At 34.0% G+C, this 18,936-nt stretch carries 19 protein-coding genes and 1 pseudogene; 15 read left to right on the plus strand and 5 right to left on the minus strand.

Annotation, left to right across the window (positions count from 1 at the left end; all coding sequences use genetic code 11):
• The first annotated feature begins 56 nt into the window (after positions 1-56).
• From dapA to cysZ, 6 genes are all read left to right on the plus strand, one after another.
• Positions 57-935: a 4-hydroxy-tetrahydrodipicolinate synthase gene (dapA, locus tag AC5LWZ_RS05440; RefSeq protein WP_110448175.1), complete on the plus strand. Its 879-nt coding sequence runs from the start codon at positions 57-59 to the stop codon at positions 933-935.
• Positions 936-971: 36 nt separating this feature from the next.
• Positions 972-1,742, plus strand: a complete 771-nt coding sequence (locus tag AC5LWZ_RS05445) for an NlpB/DapX family lipoprotein (protein WP_110448174.1) — start codon at positions 972-974, stop codon at positions 1,740-1,742.
• Between the two features lie 200 nt (positions 1,743-1,942).
• Positions 1,943-2,653, plus strand: a complete 711-nt coding sequence (purC, locus tag AC5LWZ_RS05450; protein WP_493464121.1) for a phosphoribosylaminoimidazolesuccinocarboxamide synthase — start codon at positions 1,943-1,945, stop codon at positions 2,651-2,653.
• Positions 2,653-3,108, plus strand: a complete 456-nt coding sequence (locus AC5LWZ_RS05455) for a DUF441 domain-containing protein (protein WP_110448172.1) — start codon at positions 2,653-2,655, stop codon at positions 3,106-3,108. The genes purC and AC5LWZ_RS05455 overlap by 1 nt, the downstream gene beginning before the upstream one ends.
• Before the next feature lie 3 nt (positions 3,109-3,111).
• Complete coding sequence (locus tag AC5LWZ_RS05460; protein WP_493464122.1) at positions 3,112-5,046, plus strand: tRNA(Met) cytidine acetyltransferase TmcA; 1,935 nt, start codon at positions 3,112-3,114, stop codon at positions 5,044-5,046.
• A gap of 107 nt (positions 5,047-5,153) precedes the next feature.
• Complete coding sequence (gene cysZ / locus AC5LWZ_RS05465) at positions 5,154-5,966, plus strand: sulfate transporter CysZ (RefSeq protein ID WP_493464177.1); 813 nt, start codon at positions 5,154-5,156, stop codon at positions 5,964-5,966.
• A gap of 5 nt (positions 5,967-5,971) precedes the next feature.
• Here cysZ and AC5LWZ_RS05470 read toward each other — a convergent pair whose 3' ends face one another.
• The 3 genes from AC5LWZ_RS05470 to AC5LWZ_RS05480 all read right to left on the minus strand — a co-directional run bounded on the left by AC5LWZ_RS05470 (position 5,972) and on the right by AC5LWZ_RS05480 (position 7,770).
• Positions 5,972-6,157, minus strand: a complete 186-nt coding sequence (locus AC5LWZ_RS05470; protein ID WP_198199464.1) for a YpfN family protein — start codon at positions 6,155-6,157, stop codon at positions 5,972-5,974.
• A 103-nt stretch (positions 6,158-6,260) separates the two neighbouring features.
• A complete protein-coding gene (dapE, locus tag AC5LWZ_RS05475) occupies positions 6,261-7,400 on the minus strand; it encodes a succinyl-diaminopimelate desuccinylase (RefSeq protein ID WP_493464123.1) in 1,140 nt (379 codons plus the stop codon).
• 13 nt (positions 7,401-7,413) lie between these two features.
• Complete coding sequence (locus AC5LWZ_RS05480) at positions 7,414-7,770, minus strand: ArsC family reductase (protein ID WP_110448168.1); 357 nt, start codon at positions 7,768-7,770, stop codon at positions 7,414-7,416.
• Positions 7,771-8,419: 649 nt separating this feature from the next.
• Here AC5LWZ_RS05480 and AC5LWZ_RS05485 point away from each other — a divergent pair.
• The 4 genes from AC5LWZ_RS05485 (at position 8,420) to mltG (ending at position 12,947) form a co-directional block, all read left to right on the plus strand.
• Complete coding sequence (locus AC5LWZ_RS05485; RefSeq protein ID WP_493464124.1) at positions 8,420-9,691, plus strand: hypothetical protein; 1,272 nt, start codon at positions 8,420-8,422, stop codon at positions 9,689-9,691.
• Between the two features lie 364 nt (positions 9,692-10,055).
• Positions 10,056-10,625, plus strand: a complete 570-nt coding sequence (locus AC5LWZ_RS05490; RefSeq protein ID WP_493464125.1) for a hypothetical protein — start codon at positions 10,056-10,058, stop codon at positions 10,623-10,625.
• A 213-nt stretch (positions 10,626-10,838) separates the two neighbouring features.
• Entirely contained in the window at positions 10,839-11,924 is a 1,086-nt protein-coding gene (alr, locus tag AC5LWZ_RS05495) for an alanine racemase (protein ID WP_493464126.1), read from the plus strand.
• A 3-nt stretch (positions 11,925-11,927) separates the two neighbouring features.
• On the plus strand, positions 11,928-12,947 hold the full coding sequence (gene mltG / locus AC5LWZ_RS05500) for an endolytic transglycosylase MltG (RefSeq protein WP_198199486.1): 1,020 nt from the start codon (positions 11,928-11,930) through the stop codon (positions 12,945-12,947).
• A gap of 54 nt (positions 12,948-13,001) precedes the next feature.
• Here the strand turns inward: mltG and AC5LWZ_RS05505 are convergent, their stop codons facing one another.
• Both AC5LWZ_RS05505 and ampD read right to left on the minus strand, forming a co-directional pair.
• Positions 13,002-13,316 carry a YqcC family protein gene (locus AC5LWZ_RS05505; RefSeq protein ID WP_367275201.1) on the minus strand — a complete coding sequence of 105 codons (315 nt, stop codon included), beginning with the start codon at positions 13,314-13,316 and terminating at the stop codon, positions 13,002-13,004.
• Positions 13,317-13,340: 24 nt separating this feature from the next.
• A pseudogene (gene ampD, locus AC5LWZ_RS05510) lies at positions 13,341-13,874 on the minus strand (1,6-anhydro-N-acetylmuramyl-L-alanine amidase AmpD); the annotation flags it as partial.
• A 185-nt stretch (positions 13,875-14,059) separates the two neighbouring features.
• Between ampD and ppdD the strand changes: the two are divergent.
• From ppdD to AC5LWZ_RS05535, 5 genes are all read left to right on the plus strand, one after another.
• Positions 14,060-14,491, plus strand: a complete 432-nt coding sequence (ppdD, locus tag AC5LWZ_RS05515; protein ID WP_198221684.1) for a prepilin peptidase-dependent pilin — start codon at positions 14,060-14,062, stop codon at positions 14,489-14,491.
• A gap of 32 nt (positions 14,492-14,523) precedes the next feature.
• Complete coding sequence (locus tag AC5LWZ_RS05520; RefSeq protein ID WP_198221681.1) at positions 14,524-15,630, plus strand: ATPase, T2SS/T4P/T4SS family; 1,107 nt, start codon at positions 14,524-14,526, stop codon at positions 15,628-15,630.
• Between the two features lie 21 nt (positions 15,631-15,651).
• A complete protein-coding gene (locus tag AC5LWZ_RS05525) occupies positions 15,652-16,827 on the plus strand; it encodes a type II secretion system F family protein (RefSeq protein ID WP_493464127.1) in 1,176 nt (391 codons plus the stop codon).
• Positions 16,827-17,570, plus strand: a complete 744-nt coding sequence (locus AC5LWZ_RS05530) for a prepilin peptidase (protein WP_493464128.1) — start codon at positions 16,827-16,829, stop codon at positions 17,568-17,570. Before AC5LWZ_RS05525 ends, AC5LWZ_RS05530 begins: the two co-directional genes overlap by 1 nt.
• A 198-nt stretch (positions 17,571-17,768) precedes the next feature.
• A complete protein-coding gene (locus AC5LWZ_RS05535) occupies positions 17,769-18,935 on the plus strand; it encodes a M20 aminoacylase family protein (RefSeq protein ID WP_493464129.1) in 1,167 nt (388 codons plus the stop codon).
• Position 18,936: the final 1 nt, after the last annotated feature.

Here is an 18,936-nt window from a genome sequence, read left to right on the forward strand (position 1 = left end):
CAGTTTTTTTAATCTTTAAGTTGTTTTGACAAACAAAAAATATGAGAGGTCGCTTTATGTTTACAGGAAGTCTGGTCGCACTTGTTACTCCAATGGATACGAAAGGAAATGTCGACCATGTAAGCTTAAAAAAATTGGTCGAATATCATATTGAAAATGGCACATCTGCTATTGTATCAGTAGGAACTACTGGCGAATCAGCTACACTCAATCATCATGAACATATTGATGTTATTAAACGCACAATTGATTATTCTGATGGGCGTATTGATATTATTGCTGGAACTGGTTCAAATGCTACTAAAGAAGCGATCGAATTAACTCGTCAAGTTGAAAATATTGGTGTGGTAGGCTGTTTAACAGTAGCTCCTTATTATAATAAACCAACCCAAGAAGGCCTATACCAACATTTCAAAGCTATCGCAGAAAATACCGAATTACCACAAATTCTTTATAATGTACCAGGTCGAACCTGTAGTGATATTAAGCCGGAAACTGTAGGTCGATTAGCGGAAATTAAAAATATTGTGGCGTTGAAGGATGCAACAGGCGATCTTTCACGTGTATACAAAACTCGTAAATTGGTTGGTGATGAATTTAAGTTATTAAGTGGCGATGATGCAACTTTCTTAGACTTCATTATTTTAGGGGGTAATGGTGTTATTTCAGTTACTGCTAATGTGGCAGCTAAACAAGTAGCGACGGTTTATGAGTTGGCAATTAATAATCAAATTCAACAGGCTCGAGCTTTAAATGATACTTTAATGGCATTACATACAAATTTATTCATTGAACCTAATCCAACTCCAGCAAAATGGGCTTGCACCAGATTAGGTTTAATGGCAAATGGAACAATTCGTTTACCATTAGTACCATTAAGTGATTCAGCCATTCCGGTAGTTGAGCAAGCATTAAAAGATGCTAATTTACTGTAATATTGACTATAACCCTTAATTTATAAGCAGGAATTTATGTTGAATAAAACTGTATTAAAAAGCAATGCCTTTAAAAGAATAGCTATTATATCTGCATTTGCTTCTATATTTCTTGTTGGCTGTAGTAGTGATCAAAATTATAAACGAGAGATTGATGGTAATGAAGACTACCTTAATTCACCATCCTTAAAAGCGTTAGTTATTCCAGAAGGGGTTTCTGTACCAATTGAAGCCGGTGACTTCTATATTGATAATAGTGATATTGAAGGTGCATTAGGTAAACATCTTGACATTCGTCCACCAACGGTGCCGATTACAACAGTTGATGAAGCATTTGCTATTTATAATAATGCTACAGTAACATTTAACGCACCGATTAGTAGTGGTGTTTGGAACAGTATCCCAAACACATTGGCTAAGCAAAATATTTCAATCGTTGCAAGTGACAATAATACCATTAAAACAGGTAATGCTGTTATTGCTCGAGGGGACGAACAACAACCGGTCGATGTATCATATATTTTTAAACGTCAAATATTAGGTGAAACAGAAACAATTACTATTGTGTTACATACATTAACGCGCGGTAATGAAGATCTTATGTCACAACCGATCGAAGTTCAGCGTTATGCTGTTGGATTATTTAATCAAATAATGGATGATGTCGCCCCTGAGTCGCTACGAACTGTACCGGTTAAAGAAAAAACAGATGAAGATAAAAAAGATGATAAAGAATCAGATCCAAATAAAGCGCTGAAAGAAGACCTTAAAGATGATATTCGCGATGGCATCAGAAATGATCGCTAATTTAACGTTCCGAGAATCTATCATCTACACGAGTTAAAACGGTACAAAGGCTATTTTAACCCAATAGTGGAGTAACTTTTGGTTACCTTTATTGATACTATAATGAAAGATTATACAATAAGGTAACGATACTTGATTTGAAATTAAGGGGCGAATAGCTCCTTAATTATTTATTGGCAATTTGATATAAGGTTATAAACATGAAGAAGTTGGCTGAGCTTTATCGTGGTAAAGCAAAAACTGTTTACACCACTGACAACCCTGATCTATTGATTCTTGAATTCCGTAATGATACGTCGGCCTTTGATGGACTGCGCATTGAGCAGTTAGATCGTAAAGGGATGGTAAATAATAAATTTAACTATTTTATTATGACAAAGTTACGTGAAGCAGGTATACCAACTCAGGTTGAAGCCCTAATATCAGACAATGAAGTACTGGTTAAAAAACTTGATATGGTTCCAGTTGAATGTGTGGTGCGTAACCGTGCAGCTGGTTCATTAGTTAAGCGTTTAGGGGTTGAAGAGGGCAAAATCCTTAATCCACCAACATTTGAACTATTCTTAAAAAATGATGCACTACATGACCCAATGGTTAATGAGTCACACTGTAAATCATTTGGCTGGGCAACTGACGAACAGTTAGCTACCATGAAGGAACTTAGCTTTAAAATCAACGCTGTTTTAACCGACTTGTTCGATAAAGCCGGCTTGATTCTGGTTGATTACAAGTTAGAGTTTGGTTTATTCAAGGGTGAAATTACTTTAGGTGATGAGTTCTCTCCAGATGGTTGTCGCTTATGGGAAAAAGAAACCTTGAAAAAAATGGATAAAGATCGCTTCCGTCAAGGACTTGGCGGTGTCATTGAGGCTTATGAAGAGGTTGCCAAACGTATTGGTGTTCCACTTTAATGTTTGCCCAATTTGATATCTCTTTTTTTCTTTTATTAGGTTTAGCTGCACTGTGTTATGTTACGCATAATAACACAGTGACCTTTGCGGTATTGTTGCTGTTGTTATTTAAATTAACACCACTAGCAAGCTATTTTCCGTTCTTAAATCAATATGGCTTAACCATTGGTATTGTTATCTTAACTGCAGCAATGATGGTTCCTTTGGCTGATGGTTCATTAAAAATCAACGAAATTTTAAAATCATTTACCTCTTGGCAATCAATTTTAGCCATTTTAGTTGGTATTTTAGTGTCATGGTTAGGTACTCGAGGGATATCATTAATTGGCGCTCATCCTACTATTGTTAATGGTTTAATTATTGGTACCTTGATTGGGGTTGCTTTTTTCAAAGGTGTGCCAGTTGGACCATTAATTGCAGCTGGTATATTGTCACTATTAATTGGAAAAAGTTAATTGATGATTAATCCTACTAGCACCAGAAAACTATGGGTGTTACAAGGTTGTCGTACCCAATTATTTAATCAAATTAACGCTATAATTAATCAGTTTCCTGGTGATTGGGTAACGGTCACTACGCAGACTGATGTACCAAATGTTATTCACCATTATATTAATCCAAATCAAGCTAAATCTTTACTTGGACAAGAGTTTAAGCATGCTATTTTTGATGCCACTGACGGTTTTAATCTTGATGCTTTTGCTATGTTAACTGGTACCTTAATTAAAAATAGTGTCCTTATTTTACTTCTACCTGAAAGTTATTCTAATTGGCTTGATCAAGATAGTTTACGTTGGAATGAATCAACCACGCCAATTATGGTACCTAATTTTATTCGTCATTTACAGCAAACATTGCTGGAATTTGCACATGTTGATATGCCAATTATCCAATCCTTGGAAAATCAAGATGGCGATGTAACTCAACAGCAAATAGTGCTAACACAATTATTGCAAAGTGATAGTTTACTAAATATATTAATAGCAAAACGAGGCCGAGGTAAATCAGCATTGGCAGGGCTGTTTACTCATCATCGGAGATGTTGGGTAACAGCACCTAATAAAAATGCATTAGTTACTTTTTTCCAGTTTGCTGAGGCTGATATATCATTCTACGCACCTGATCAATTAATGGTCATGAATGAACATCAATTTCCTGACTGGTTAATTATTGATGAAGCTGCCATGATACCATTACCAATGCTAGAAAAAATATTGCAATTAGCATTGTCTAAACAAAGCAAAATTTTACTGACCACCACAGTAGAAGGTTATGAAGGTACTGGGCAAGGTTTTTTACTAAAGTTATTAAAAACACAATCCACTAGGCAATTTTATTTAGATAAACCAATCCGTTGGCAAGATAACGATGATTTAGAACGGTTAACTGATAAATTGTTACTCAATGGCGTATCAACTAGCGATATAAAATCGGAAATTGATGAACATACAATTAGCTATTCTATCACTGAAAGGCAAGATATTGATGCGCTAAAATCAATTTTTTATTTATTGAAAATGGCGCATTATCAAACAACATTGGTTGATTTAAGAAGGTTATTTGATGCAGAAAATTTATCGGTGTGGCAAGTCAATCATACCGAACAACTTATTGCAGCAGCAGTAACAATTAATGAAGGAAATTTGCCAAATAAGCTAATTGATGAAGTATGGAGAGGTACTCGCCGACCTAAAGGTAATTTGGTTGCACAATCACTGGTAGCTCATGCTGGTGATAAACTGGCAGCTAAACTTAAGTCGGTTAGAATTAACCGTATTGCGGTTATTGAACCTTATCGACGTCAAAAGATAGCTAAATATTTAGTACAACATATTTATCAACATGCATCCATAAATAATAATGATTTTATTTCGGTTAGTTTTGCTTATAGTGAAGCAAATTATCGGTTTTGGCTTGCTTGTGGATTTGTATTGGTACACATTGCTAGCCATAAACAAGCGAATTCTGGTAGTTATTCTATGATGGCAATAAAGCCAATTACTCAGCAAGGTCATCTGCTAACACAACGTTTAGTACAGTGTTTACAACGTAATGCCTATTGGCTTGCGAATATTATCGATTTGCCGTTTAATCAATTGTTAACAATCAATGATCAACAAAACTTATCTTTAGATGATTATCAAGTTTTACAAGGATTTTGTGATTATCATCGACCATTTGAAGCTTGTTATGCTTCATTGTGTCGTTTGGCTTATACAAATGTTAACCATAGTAAAACACCAATGCCACTACTTAAAGCATTAGTGCAACAAAAGACTAGTGAATCAGAATTAATAAAACAATATCAATTAACCGGCCGTAATCAATTAATTAAGTCAATTAAACATGAAGTCAAATCTTGGTTCACAAATAACCAACCTGACTGTATGTAAACAAAATAATTTAATACTAAAAAGCGTAAAGTGTATTGCTGTCTAATTTAATCTACGTTTAAAATGTCGCCAAATTAAAGTAAAAGGAATAAATTTTGACAACACCTATGTTAGAACAACCATCGCATCATCAATATTCGAATCCTAACCAAAATCGAAAACCGAAAAGCGGTATTGAATATTTTCTTGAAGGATGGACATTAGCATTTAGCTCTGGCCTAAAAAAGTTTGTTTTCTTACCGTTACTTGCTAATATCATTATTATGTCGGCACTTTTTTACTGGTTCTTTGTCTCAATTACCGGCATGGTGGACTGGGGTTTATCATTTTTACCTAGTTGGCTACATTGGTTAGGTTATATTATCAGTTTTATTGTGATTTTAACCTTGGTGATCTTATTTTGTTATTTTTTTAGTACTATCACTAATATTATTGCTGCCCCTTTCAATGGCTTGCTGGCTGAGCAGGTTGAAGCACAATTAACTGGAATTCCGGCACCAGATACTTCATGGATCAGTTTGATTAAAGATCTGCCTCGAATTTTAAAACGGGAACTACAAAAGTTAGCTAATTATTTGTTGTGGGCGATTCCGATTTTACTGAGTTATTTTATTCCGGTCATAGGCCAATCAGTTACCCCAATAGTTTGGTTTTTATTTACCGCGTGGCAGATCAATATTCAATATGCTGATTATGCATTTGATAATCATAAGGTATCTTTTGTGCATATGCGGCAATTATTAAAACAACATCGAGGGGATAATTTGTTATTTGGCATTTTAATTAGTTTCTTTACCATGGTGCCATTATTAAATTTAATTATTATGCCCATTGCGGTTTGTGGTGCGACAGCAATGTGGGTAGATCGTTATCGTCACCAAGCTCTCTTTGCTAGTCAAGGTCATGATTTTCGGCAATAAATAAATTAGTTTTGCTTAGGTTGAGATGGCCAGTCGTCATCTTCATTATCACTATAAGGGATAGGTTTTATCCCTTTCTTTTTTTCTAAATAGTCCTTATAACTCAGTTTATTTAGCGCTTTAATGGTATTAATAAAAATTCCAATCAACACGATAATAATTAGCCACCAGTAATCTTTAAGCCACTCCATTACTATCTCCTTAGCATTATAGGTTTGCTACTATTTAGCTAATATGTGTGTATTGTCATTCAGGTTCACACAACACACAAATATCAATTAACTGAGCAAATATTTAAGCAAGTAACAATTTTTCTAAAATATCGATATAAATAGCTTGTAATGTAATGATATCTTGGCAATTAACATTTTCATTTACTTTATGAATGGTTTTGTTAATTACTCCAAATTCAATGACTTGACATCCCAATTTAGCAATAAAACGGCCGTCAGATGTGCCGCCACTGGTTGATAGTTTGGTATCAATCTGTGTAAATGCTTTGATGGCACTAGCTGTAGCGTCGGTCAGTTCACCTTGAGGAGTTAAGAATGGTTGTCCAGACAATCGCCAATTTAAGGTATAATTTAAGTTGTGTTTTTGTAAAATAGCATCGACTTTAGATTTAATCATTTCATCGGTCAATTCACAACTATAACGGAAGTTGAATTGAACGGATAACTCACCAGGTACGACATTTTCAGCACCAGTTCCACCATTAATGTTAGCCACTTGCATAGTGGTTTGAGGAAAATATTGATTACCATTATCCCATATTGTTGCGACTAACTCATTTAGTGCTGGTGCAAATTTATGTACAGGATTATCTGCAAGGTGAGGATAAGCAACATGGCCTTGAATACCATGCACGACTAAATTTGCCGTTAAAGAGCCTCGTCGACCATTTTTAATTTGATCGCCGAACACACTATCACTTGATGGTTCACCTACAATACAATAGTCAATATGTTCTTGGCGTTTTATCAATAAATCAACTACTTTAACCGTACCATCGCTGGCATCAGCTTCTTCGTCTGAAGTAATTAAGAAAGCGACTCGTCCAGCATGTTCAGGGTATTTTTTGACAAATGATTCAGCAGCACAAACCATAGCAGCTACACCACTTTTCATATCTGCAGCTCCACGACCATACAATATGCCATTTTTATCAATAGTTGGCTCAAAAGGAGGGCAGTTCCATTTACTTTCATCTCCAGCCGGTACAACATCAGTATGACCGGCAAACATCAAGGTTTTTCCTGTTGAGTCACCATGATAGGCCCAGAGGTTTTTGGTATTGCCGATATTGACTTCTTCAATAACAAAACCGAGTGGTTTTAAACGATCGATAATTATCTGTTGGCAATTTTTGTCATCAGGGCTTATTGATTTTTCAGCAATCAATGCTTTGGTTAGGGCAATAACGGGTTCAGTCATGGTGATCTCTATTTTATTGTTGAGGTTTAACAAATTGTGAATAGCTTTCTTCAGAAAAGCCTAATAATGCTTGTTTACCATCAATAAGCAATGGTCGTTTTAAAATTGATGGGTTGGCTAACATAATTTTAATTGCAGCATCTTGATTATCAATTTGATCGCGCAGTGCTTCATCCAGTTTACGCCAAGTTGTACCTCGAGTATTTAGTAAACTTTGCCAATCAACTAATTTTAATAAATCGTTTAATAGTTCTGCTGATAAACCATCAGTTTTATAATTATGAAATTGATAATTAATTTGATGCTCATCAAGCCAAGTAAATGCTTTTTTCATGGTATTACAATTTTTAATGCCATAAATAATATACATAGCTTTATTCCCAAATAAGAAATAGTAAAAATCGATTATAACAGTTAATCACAAAAGACAGCAAACAAGAGACGCGAGAGTTTAATTTAAAAACGGTTAACTTTTTAATCAAAAAAGTTGAGGAAAGGGGTTTTTATGGACGAATAATTGCCAATTTTCTATCTTTTTGAAGATGTTTTCATTTAATTTAAAGCTTTTTCTTTAATCGACTAGATGTAGTATTGCCATTTTCAACTTACATATCTTAACAAAATGTACTTAGACAGTGTTTGCCAAATTAAGGGAACTTCTTTATAATTTTAAAGTTATTATTTTGTTTTTTAAATAAAACAAAAAGATATATTACAAAGGATTGAAAATATGTTAAAATACAGTTGTTTAGAGGCCAGCCAGCCAGCCAGCCAGCCAGCCAGCCAGCCAGCCAGCCAGCCAGCCAGCCAGCCAGCCAGCCAGCCAGCCAGCCAGCCATAATTTTCTACTTAGCTTAGTAGAAAAATTACACTTATTAAGTCTTATCTATCCTCGACTATTTCTAAATTTAACTAATTATTTTTCTTCAAATTTAATCAGTTTACAATCGCAAATCGCTAGGTGTTTGCTTATTTTTTCAATGTATTTTATCTCACTACCCCTTAGTCAAGCATATGCTTTGTCGGCACATACAACTAATATTATCCGAGGTAATGCTCCCGAATTGGTTAATGCTAAAATAGCTGCAGATAAACATGGTTTTACAGTAAATGGTGTATTTTATAGTGAATCAACAGGCAATATAAGAGAAGGCGAAATAAAAGAGTTTGATGGCAATTTAACCTTTAATCATTTTGTTGTAAAGCTATTTAGTTATCAGTCATTAGACAATCAAAAGAATTATCAAGATGTAGATGGAGATAATATCGATCCTATTCAACCGTTTTTGATGACAACAACTTATTGGCAATGGTTTGATGCGAATGGGGTTAAAATACCCGATAAAGATAAAAATAAGATAATTGGTTGTGGAAGTGGTTATCCAATGCCGTTAAGATTAGAGATAAGCAATCAAGCACAAGCCATTTCACAATATGGAATACCACGAGAAAGTGATTTCGTGACAATAAAGAAAGTATACCAAATTGCTGCAAAACCGCAAATTTGTTATGCCAAACCTAACTCAACTATTATATCACCAGAAATGCAATGGTTAACCAATAACCAAGATAATGATTTTAGTTTTGATAGCAATAAGAATTGGTGGAATATAAAAAAAGATTCTAAACCTCATGTAAGAAATGGTGGAGGATATACTAGTGATTATGTACCTGATTATGGATATAAGGTCACTAACACTTTAACTGGAAAATTATTTCCAACTAGTGGATTTCCCGGTGCAAAATTTCAGTTACTTATGAGCGGAGCGCAGCGTGATTATAGTTATAGTATAGTGGCTAATCCTGGAAATAATGTTTCAATTGATGGAATGGGTTTTATTACATTAAAAGATAAACCATTGGGAAAAGTTACGGTTAGAGCAACATATAAGAAAAATACTTCAATTAAACTTGACTATAGTTTTGATCCAAGAAGTAATTGGGTTATACCTTATAATTGGTCATATAATTGGACCAATGCGTCTAACTATTGTAGATTACTAACTCGAAAAGAATTTACCAATTCTCCTAGAAATCAAGCTCCACAAAATTGGTTATACGAATATAATGCATTTACTCGAGCCATTGATGGAACAATATTAGGTGAATGGGGACCAATAAGCCCAAAAAATTATCCTCAATCAAATTGGGCAGATCAATTATATTGGACTTCAGAATATTGGGGGGCTCTTTCTGGAGATAACTCAGCTCATTTTAGAATAGGTTTATATCTTGGCGACGTAGGAGTTGGAGTTGATACAAATGCACATTATGTTATTTGTAAAGGTTGATTTGCTGAAAGATCTTAGAGTTTATTAATTTGATGAAATTGGATATTGAGATAATACAAGAATATGAATGGAATTATGATTTAAGTAATTGGTAAAAGTTCTAATATGATAGGTTGTGTTAAATAGTTTTTTATTTGAAGCATCAAAGTATGGTGATAAATATTGGTAATAAAAATATAAATTGAAAAATGTTATGTTTGAAATATTAACCATTAATAAACATATAAAATAAGTTTATTTATTAAAAATAAAATGTTTTATGAATTCTGTTCGCAAGCGCAAAGCGCCCGCGAACAGTAATTTTTAGTACCGGCGAAGTAGCGCATAGCGATACACCGCCGAAAAATTTGAGTAAAAAACAGACATGTTTATAGAAGAAAAATTAAGTATATCCCAACGACATAATTATTTAAGTTTAATTGAAGAAGGTATTTTTTTTAGAGCTTATAATCAATCAGCGTATATTTTAAGTCAATATTATCATCAAGAATTAAAAGTTATGAGCAATATGGTTAAAAAGCTTAATAATCAACTGATAGTTTTTTGTGCGTTTCCTAAAATGCAAATAAAGCAACGATTACCGTGTGCAGTTAAAACAGAATGGGGTTATGAATTAAAGGGAAATTTTGAATTATCTAATTATCAAGATTGGTTTGAGCAGATATTAAGTTTAGATTCAGATTCAAAATATATAAAAAATATTAACAAGAAAAATGTTAATCACGATGCAAATTCTTTAAAAAAACAAGAAAAAATATTACCACGACAGTTAACTAGCGCGATGAATGATAGTTTGGCAAGCCCTATATTTTATAATATTCAACTAACCCAACAACAATTGAAATTTTTACACAAATGGCAAAGAGGGAATTGTTTGCCTATTATCATGGAAAATTTTATAGAAAGTATCAAACAACAATTACAAAAAAATTAGTTTATAACTTTTATCAAAATTTGTGGAATAAAGACTTTTTTGTTGAAAATTATCAATATTTAACAATATATTACTTATTATTATCACGAAATCAATTTTTTATTATCATTTAATTTATTCAAACAAAATCTTGTAAATTACCGATTTTTTAATTGTGATTATTGGTAACAAATTTTACAATAGAAGCTTCATTTATATGTTAGGTTATATAAAATGTCTATTGCTGTTGTAGAAGTGAATTGTAAATCGATTCTACATAATATTGAATTTTTTAGGGAAAAATCTCCCGATAGCACATTAATGGCTGTGGTTAAAGCAAATGCTTATGGTCACGGTATGGAAGGTGTAGCTAAGTTAGTTGAGGATAGGGTTGACTGTTTTGGCGTTGCACGTATTTCTGAAGCGATTGCGTTACGTCAATCCGGTATTCGCAGTTCCATTGTACTGTTAGAAGGCTTTTTTCCTCACGATGATATTAATGATTTACTGGATTTCAATCTACAACCAGTCATTCATTCTAGTTGGCAAATTGATGCATTAAATACCATTCCGTTTGCAAATGAAATCACAGCTTGGTTCAAAATCGATACAGGTATGCACCGCTTAGGTTTTCATCTTGATGAGGCTGTGGCAGAATTTAATCGATTAGCCAACTGTAATGTTATTCGTCAACCAATCAATATAATTAGCCATTTTAGTAGTGCTGATGAATTAAGTTCAACACAAACCAATAAACAAATGACCCTGTTTGATGAGTTTATTCATTCTCTTGATGCGAATTTAGTGGGTAGCCAGCAATCAATAGCTGCATCAGGTGGTATACTCGCCTGGCCTAATTCTCATCGTAATATGATTCGACTTGGTATTGCTTTATATGGAGTTTCACCTTTTACTGAGCAAGTGATAGATCTTGAACCAGCTATGACACTTAAATCGGAATTAATCACGGTTCGTAAACATCTGAAAGGGCAATCAGTTGGTTATGGACAAACTTGGACTAGTAAAAGTGATACCATTTTAGGGGTTGTGGCAATGGGATATGGTGATGGGTATCCTCGAGGTATTCCAGCAAATACACTGGTAAGTGTTAACGGGCGAATTTTACCTATTGTTGGTCGTGTTTCAATGGATATGATTGTGGTAGATTTAGGTCAAAATAGCCAAGACAAACCGGGAGATGAAGTTATTTTTTGGGGCAAAGAGTTACCTATTGAACAAATTGCCAAGCACACAGGAATTAGTGCTTATGAGTTATTAACGCGCTTAACTGCACGCGCAAAAATTCGTTATAAAGATTAAGTTATGATTAAAAAATTATTTATATACACATTTCTGGCGTTAGTTTTAATTGGTGGTGGTTCACTAGGTATTGGTTACTATTTTTTACAGCAGTTTTCTCAACAACATATGAATATCACTACGGATAATCAAATGTTTGTATTAAAAAAAGGAACCTCATTACATCAATTAGTTGAGCAAGTAAAGAGTAGTAATTTGATGCAACAAGCTTACTTGCTCCCGTATTTATATAAACTCGATCCTTCGTTAAGCTCTATTAAAGCTGGTACTTATCAATTGCATCCTCATATGACAGTTGAAGAGTTTTTAAAATTACTTGTCTCTGGTAAAGAAAGTAGTTTTTATGTGCAATTTGTTGAAGGAAAGCGAGCAAAAGATTGGTTAAATGTGCTTAGTAACACGCCTTATATTCAGCAAACATTAACGGGTAAGTCTCATGATGAAATTGCCAAGTTGTTAGGCATTGATGGCCCATTAGAAGGTTGGTTATCACCTGATACTTATCAATATACAGCTGATAGTCTTGATATCAATATTTTGAAACGTGCATATTTAACTATGAAGACGAATCTACAAAAAGTATGGGACAATCGTGATAGTGATCTACCTTATAAATCCCCTTATGAATTGTTGATTATTGCTTCAATTATTGAAAAAGAGACTGGAATCAGTTCAGAACGAGCAAACGTTGCCTCTGTTTTTGTTAACCGCTTAAAAGCTAATATGAAGTTACAAACGGATCCAACCATTATTTACGGTTTGGGTGAGAATTATACAGGAACGATTAGGCGTATTGATTTGACTGATACTAATAATCCTTATAATACCTATGTAATTGAAGGCTTGCCACCGACACCGATTGCTATGCCTAGTTTGGCATCGCTTGAAGCGGCAGCTCATCCGGCAAAAACCAAATATCTGTTTTTTGTTGCTAATGGAACCGGTGGGCATACGTTCAGTAGCACCTATAGTAATCATCAACAAGCAGTGAATGAATATCGCCGACTTATGAATAATAATTAATTTATTTTATACTACAGCCACATTTTTGTGGCTGTTTTTTTAACTAAAATACCCTCAATCACTCACTCTTTGGTTAGTTGATAATTCATCAAGTTGTTTTATCAATGCTAATAAGTCATTAACATCTATTTCTTGCTGTTTAAATGCTTCTTCAAAATAAGGATGAAGGGCAAATTTTGGTAATTCAGCATTAGCATCAATCAACGCTTGCATTCGAGGGATAAATATCCACTGTAACCATTCATAAGGTTGCATGGTATCAAGCGCAAATGGTTGTTCACTCAAGAACGCCTCTGCTACTGGTGGCGAAGGTTGCCAAAGTGTCAATCTTTGTAATTCATCTCTAATCAATCTTAATTGAGTAGTCATTAAATCTATTTGTTTATGATGATTAATTAGTGATCGATAATACTGCCAATCAAAATAAGGTCCTGGATCTGTTTTCCTTGTTGGGGCAATATCACTATGGCCAGTAATATGTTTAATTGGATAGGTTTGTTGTAGTAATTTGGTTACTATGGCTAGTTGTTGATATTGTATTTCGGTAAAGTTTTCAGTATCGCAACCTTCCATTTCAATACCAATTGAGAAATCATTACAATTTTCCTTGCCTGCAAAAATAGATTTGCCTGCATGCCAGGCCCGTTTATCAAAAGGGACAAATTGAATAATTTCACCATCACGTCTTATAAACAAATGGCTTGATACCTGTAATTGATAAATTTCAGCAAAATAGGGGTGCGCGTTTGGGTCTAATTTACCTGTAAAGAGTTGTTCAACATAAGGACCGCCATATTGCTTAGGTGGTAGGCTAATATTATGAATAACCAGTAATGAGATGGGTTGATCTTCTGGACGGTCATTATAATAAGGCGATTTTATTTGCTTAATATTTTTAATCCAACCATCAACTATTTTTAAAGGCATAATAGCTCCGATACATTTAGATTTGCTCTATATTTCGATCTGTTTCACAATTTTGATTACCACCATGATGATTGTGGTGATCATTTTGTATTTCAAGTTCTAAAATTCTCTCTGTATATTATTTCATTTTTTGAATTAGCTATAAAGTCACACTATCAAACAATTATTTGATTTGTGAGGCTATTATGCAATGCCAATCTGGATTTACTCTATTTGAATTAATGATCGCTATTGTCGTGATAGCAATTTTAACTGCTATCGGTTTACCTGCTTATCAAGGTTATATAAAAAAAGCAGCCTTAACCGATATGCTGCAATCAATGACTGCATATAAAACAGCAATTGAAATTTGCACTATAGAGCAAGGCGCTTTAAGCAAATGTAGCAGTGGTAATAACGGTGTACCAACGACGAGAACGACCAATTATGTGACGTCAATTAATGTCTCTAATGGGGTGATAACTTTAGTAGGTAAAAGCGCTTTATCAAGTTTAACAGTAACTTTAACACCTATTTTAAATGCTAAATTAGGTAATTTAGATTGGTCAAGAACATGTCAAACCAATCCACCAGATCCAACTTTAACTACAGCTTGTGAAGATATTTTTAAATTTTAATTGTGATTAATATTGCTAATAGGATAACCGCTATGCAAGAAGAGAATCTCGTCGAAAGCCTCGACAAATTATTGCTTTCAGCATTGGATAAGCGGGCATCTGATATTCATTTTGAGCCTTATCAACATTATTATCGAATTCGCATGAGAATTGATGGCGTTTTGCAAAATATGCTAACACCGTCGTTAATGTTAGCTAAACAGATTGCAGCTAGACTAAAGATTATGGCCAATTTAAATATTGCTCAACAACGGCTTCCGCAAGATGGTCAACTAGTGATCAATAATTATGCAATGCGTATAGCTACTTTGCCTGTCCTCAATGGTGAAAAGATTGTATTACGAGTTATGGATAATCATGACTCCGAACTGAGTATCGATGATTTAGGATTAACAGGGGAAGATCTATTAACCTTCAAGCAAATATTGGATTATCCGCAAGGCTTGATTTTGGTAACAGGGCCGACAGGCAGTGGCAAAACTATGACGTTATATAGTGCTTTAAAACGGTTAAATAAACCTAAATGTAATATTTGTAGTGTTGAAGATCCGATCGAAATTCCATTAGATGGTATTAATCAAACTGCAGTTAATCTTAAGGCTGGTTTAAGTTTTTCTGTGATATTACGAGCCTTTTTGCGTCAAGATCCTGATGTGATGATGATTGGTGAAATTCGTGATCCTGAAACAGCTGAGATTGCAATTCAAGCAGCGCAAACTGGGCATTTAGTGTTATCAACCCTACACACTAATTCTAGTATTGAGGCTATCATCCGTTTAAATCAAATGGGTATTAAAAATTACCTGTTATCATCCAGTTTAAAACTAGTCATTGCTCAACGATTAGTTCGTAAATTGTGCCAATATTGTAAAGTGGTAGCTAGTGAGCTTACATTGATAAATAACGAACCTTCACCACATTTTATCGCCATGGGCTGTGAAAAATGTGTGGGTGGTTATTTAGGGCGGATAGGCTTATATGAACTGTTAATTATCACACCACAAGTACAACAGCAGATTTTAACCAACCAACCGATTGTTTCAAAAAATATGGTAACACTTAGGCAAGTAGGTAATAAGCTTGTTCGACAAGGCATTACTACACTGGCGGAATTAAATCGTGTTTTAGGTAATAATTGAGTGATAGTTTGGAGATAATGCATGAAGCGACTCTATTATTGGTATGATATTAACTTTCATCAAAATAAGATTATTGCCATATCTAAGCAAGATGTGCGAAGAAAATTGTTATTACAAGGCCAACTTGCGATTAAAATTGGTTCCGGTAACTTAATTACCTCAAAAAGTTTTAAACTTAGCGAACTGCTCATTATAACTAAACAGTTAGCCACAATGTTAAAAGCAGGATTATCAATTGTTGAGAGCTTACGATTACTGATTGATGAGCAACCTAAAGTACAATGGCAATATCTGTTAACTGATATTACTCAACAAATAACCAAAGGTGAATCACTATCGATTGCTTTAAAACAGCACCATTCAGTATTTTCGGAACTTTATTGTGAAATTATTGCCATTGGTGAATTGACGGGAAGATTAGAACAGAGTTTTGAACAATTAACCTGTCATCTTGAAAGATCATTATCAATACAAGATCAGATTAAGAAAGCGCTGCGTTATCCATTGTTTTTATTATTTGTATCGGTACTAGTGATTATGGTTATGATATTTATTGTACTACCAAAATTTGCCGATATTTATCAAAGTTTTGATGCCGAGTTACCTTATTTTACACAACTAGTGATTGATGTAGCTAATAATATTAAACAAGAGGGATTATTTATACTATTAGCTATTACGTTATGTTATTTGTTTTTTTATTATGTTGTTATAGTACGTTATCGGCTTATTATGGATAAGTATAAACTTAAGCTTCCTTTAATTGGTCCAATAATCCAATCTCAATGTCTAATGCAAATTTTTCATACATTAGCAATAACTCAGCAAGCAGGTATCCCACTTTTGACAGGATTAACCGCCTCGTCTAAAACTATAAGTAATTTTTATTACCGTAATATCATCAAGCAAATTATGACGGGGATTGAACAGGGGAATAGCTTTAGTCAAATGTTAGCTAGCTATCCCGCTTTACCGAAGCTTTGTGTGCAACTAGTTCATGCCGGTGAAGAGTCTGGTTCATTAGATATTATGTTGGATAATATTACTCTTTACTATCAACAACAAAACCAAACCTTAACTGACAATCTAGTCAAAGCATTTGAACCTTCATTAATGCTAATTTTAGCTACAATAATCGGCAGTTTGATTATTGCGATATATTTGCCGATATTCCAAATGGCGGACGTGATCAGTTAATGGCTATACTCTTTTTTTTCGTCGGACTTGCTATTGGTAGTTTTTTGCGAGTTGCTTATTATCGTTATTCACCTATGCAGTCTGTATATGAATATCTGTTCGCTATTACTATTCCTCGCTCCTCATGCCCGAATTGTCATCACAAACTTAGTGCTTGGCAGCTAATTCCTGTATTGTCATGGTTGATGTTAAAAAGACGTTGTTATTATTGTTACCATAAAATAACCAATAGCTATGCTATTTTTGAACTAACTATAGCAATATTATTTTTGCTGATTTATTTGGATAAGGGGCTAAATTTTAGATGTGCTTTACTTATGTTACTTGTCGTTATTTTTTTGTTGTTAGCACTAATTGATATTAACTACTTATTATTGCCAGATTTTTTAACTCAACCATTAATGTGGAGTGGATTGATAATAGCTTACTTTAATCTATCTTCACTTAATATCAACGATGCTCTAGTAGGTATTTTGTTTGGTTATTTAATGCTTAAATTACCGGCAATCATCTTTTTTTGTATTACAAGTAAACGAGGATTAGGTGGTGGTGATATAAAGTTAATTGCTGCTTTAGGTGCGTGGTTGCCTTATCAGTTATTACCATTAATGTTAATCATCGCATCGACGCTGGCTATCATCTATTACGCTTTCTCAAAATATCTATTTAAAAAAAGTGATGAATTAATCGCTTTTGGTCCCTTTTTATTAATCTCAGGGTATTTTATTCTCTACTTAAATTGAACAATTTTTTTTGTTTCTATCTTAAATGATTTTAAATAGTTATTTTCTTATTGGTTTGTGATTTTGTTGTCAAACTTTACTTATAACTAAAAACGATAAGGTTAGTAAAAATGGTTATTTATATTCACTTTCAATAAACGTTATAGTGCAATTAACTCTTTCAGATTTGTAGTTAAGTGATTAATTAAGGAATGATCAATGACGAATATTATTGCTAATAGAATTAACGCATTAAAAGATGAAATGACTGAATGGCGTCATTATATTCATGCTCATCCAGAAACTGCTTTTGAAGAAAAACAAACTACCGAGTTTATTATCGAAAAATTAAAATCATTTGGTATTACTGAACTATATACAGATTTTGCGCCAACAGGAGTAGTAGGCATTATTCATGGTAATAATGAAGGTCGAACTATTGCATTACGTGCCGATATAGATGCATTAGATATTATTGAAGAAAATGATATTGATTACTGTTCAACTATTCCAGGCAAAATGCATGCCTGCGGTCATGATGGCCATACGGCAACTTTATTAGGTGTAGCAAAATACTTAAGCATCCATCGAGATTTTTCTGGTACAGTTGTGGTTATTTTCCAGCCTGCTGAAGAAAACGAAGGTGGTGGCAGAGTTATGGTTGAAAATGGTTTATTTAATAAATTTCCTATTGAAGCTGTTTATGGTATGCATAATCAACCTAATCTAGCATTAAACCATTTTTTAATTAATCATGGTGCTGTGATGGCATCTTATGATGTTTTTGAAATCAAAATAACAGGGGTGGGTGCTCATGCTGCCGCACCACATTTAGGCAAAGAAACGATTTTAACTGCCACCACAATTGTGAATAGTTTACAGACGATTGTTAGTCGTAATCTCAATCCGATTGATTCATTGGTTATCAGTGTGACACAGATTCACAGCGGCGATACTTGGAATGTACTGCCACAACACGCAGTAATTCGTGGTACAGTTAGAGCATTAAGTGCTGCAGATCAAGATTTAGCAGAAGAGCGAATTAAACATATTTCGACAGGTATTGCTTTAACCTTCAATACCAAAGCGGAGATTGATTATCAGCGACGTTATCCAGCAACCATTAATCATGCTAAACAAGCTGATATTGCCATTAAAGCTGCACAAAAAATTGTCGGTGATGATAAGATTATTGTGGATTCACCGCCAACAATGGGATCAGAAGATTTTGCCTTCATGTTGCAAAAAATACCTGGATCTTATATTAAAATTGGTGCAGGTGAAGGCACAAATGTTCATAATCCTTCATATAATTTTAATGATGAAATTCTAACAACCGGTGCGCACTATTTTATCGAAATTGTTCAGCAAGAATTAGGACAGTGAA

It is taken from the genome of Gilliamella sp. LMG 34362, from assembly GCF_984569125.1.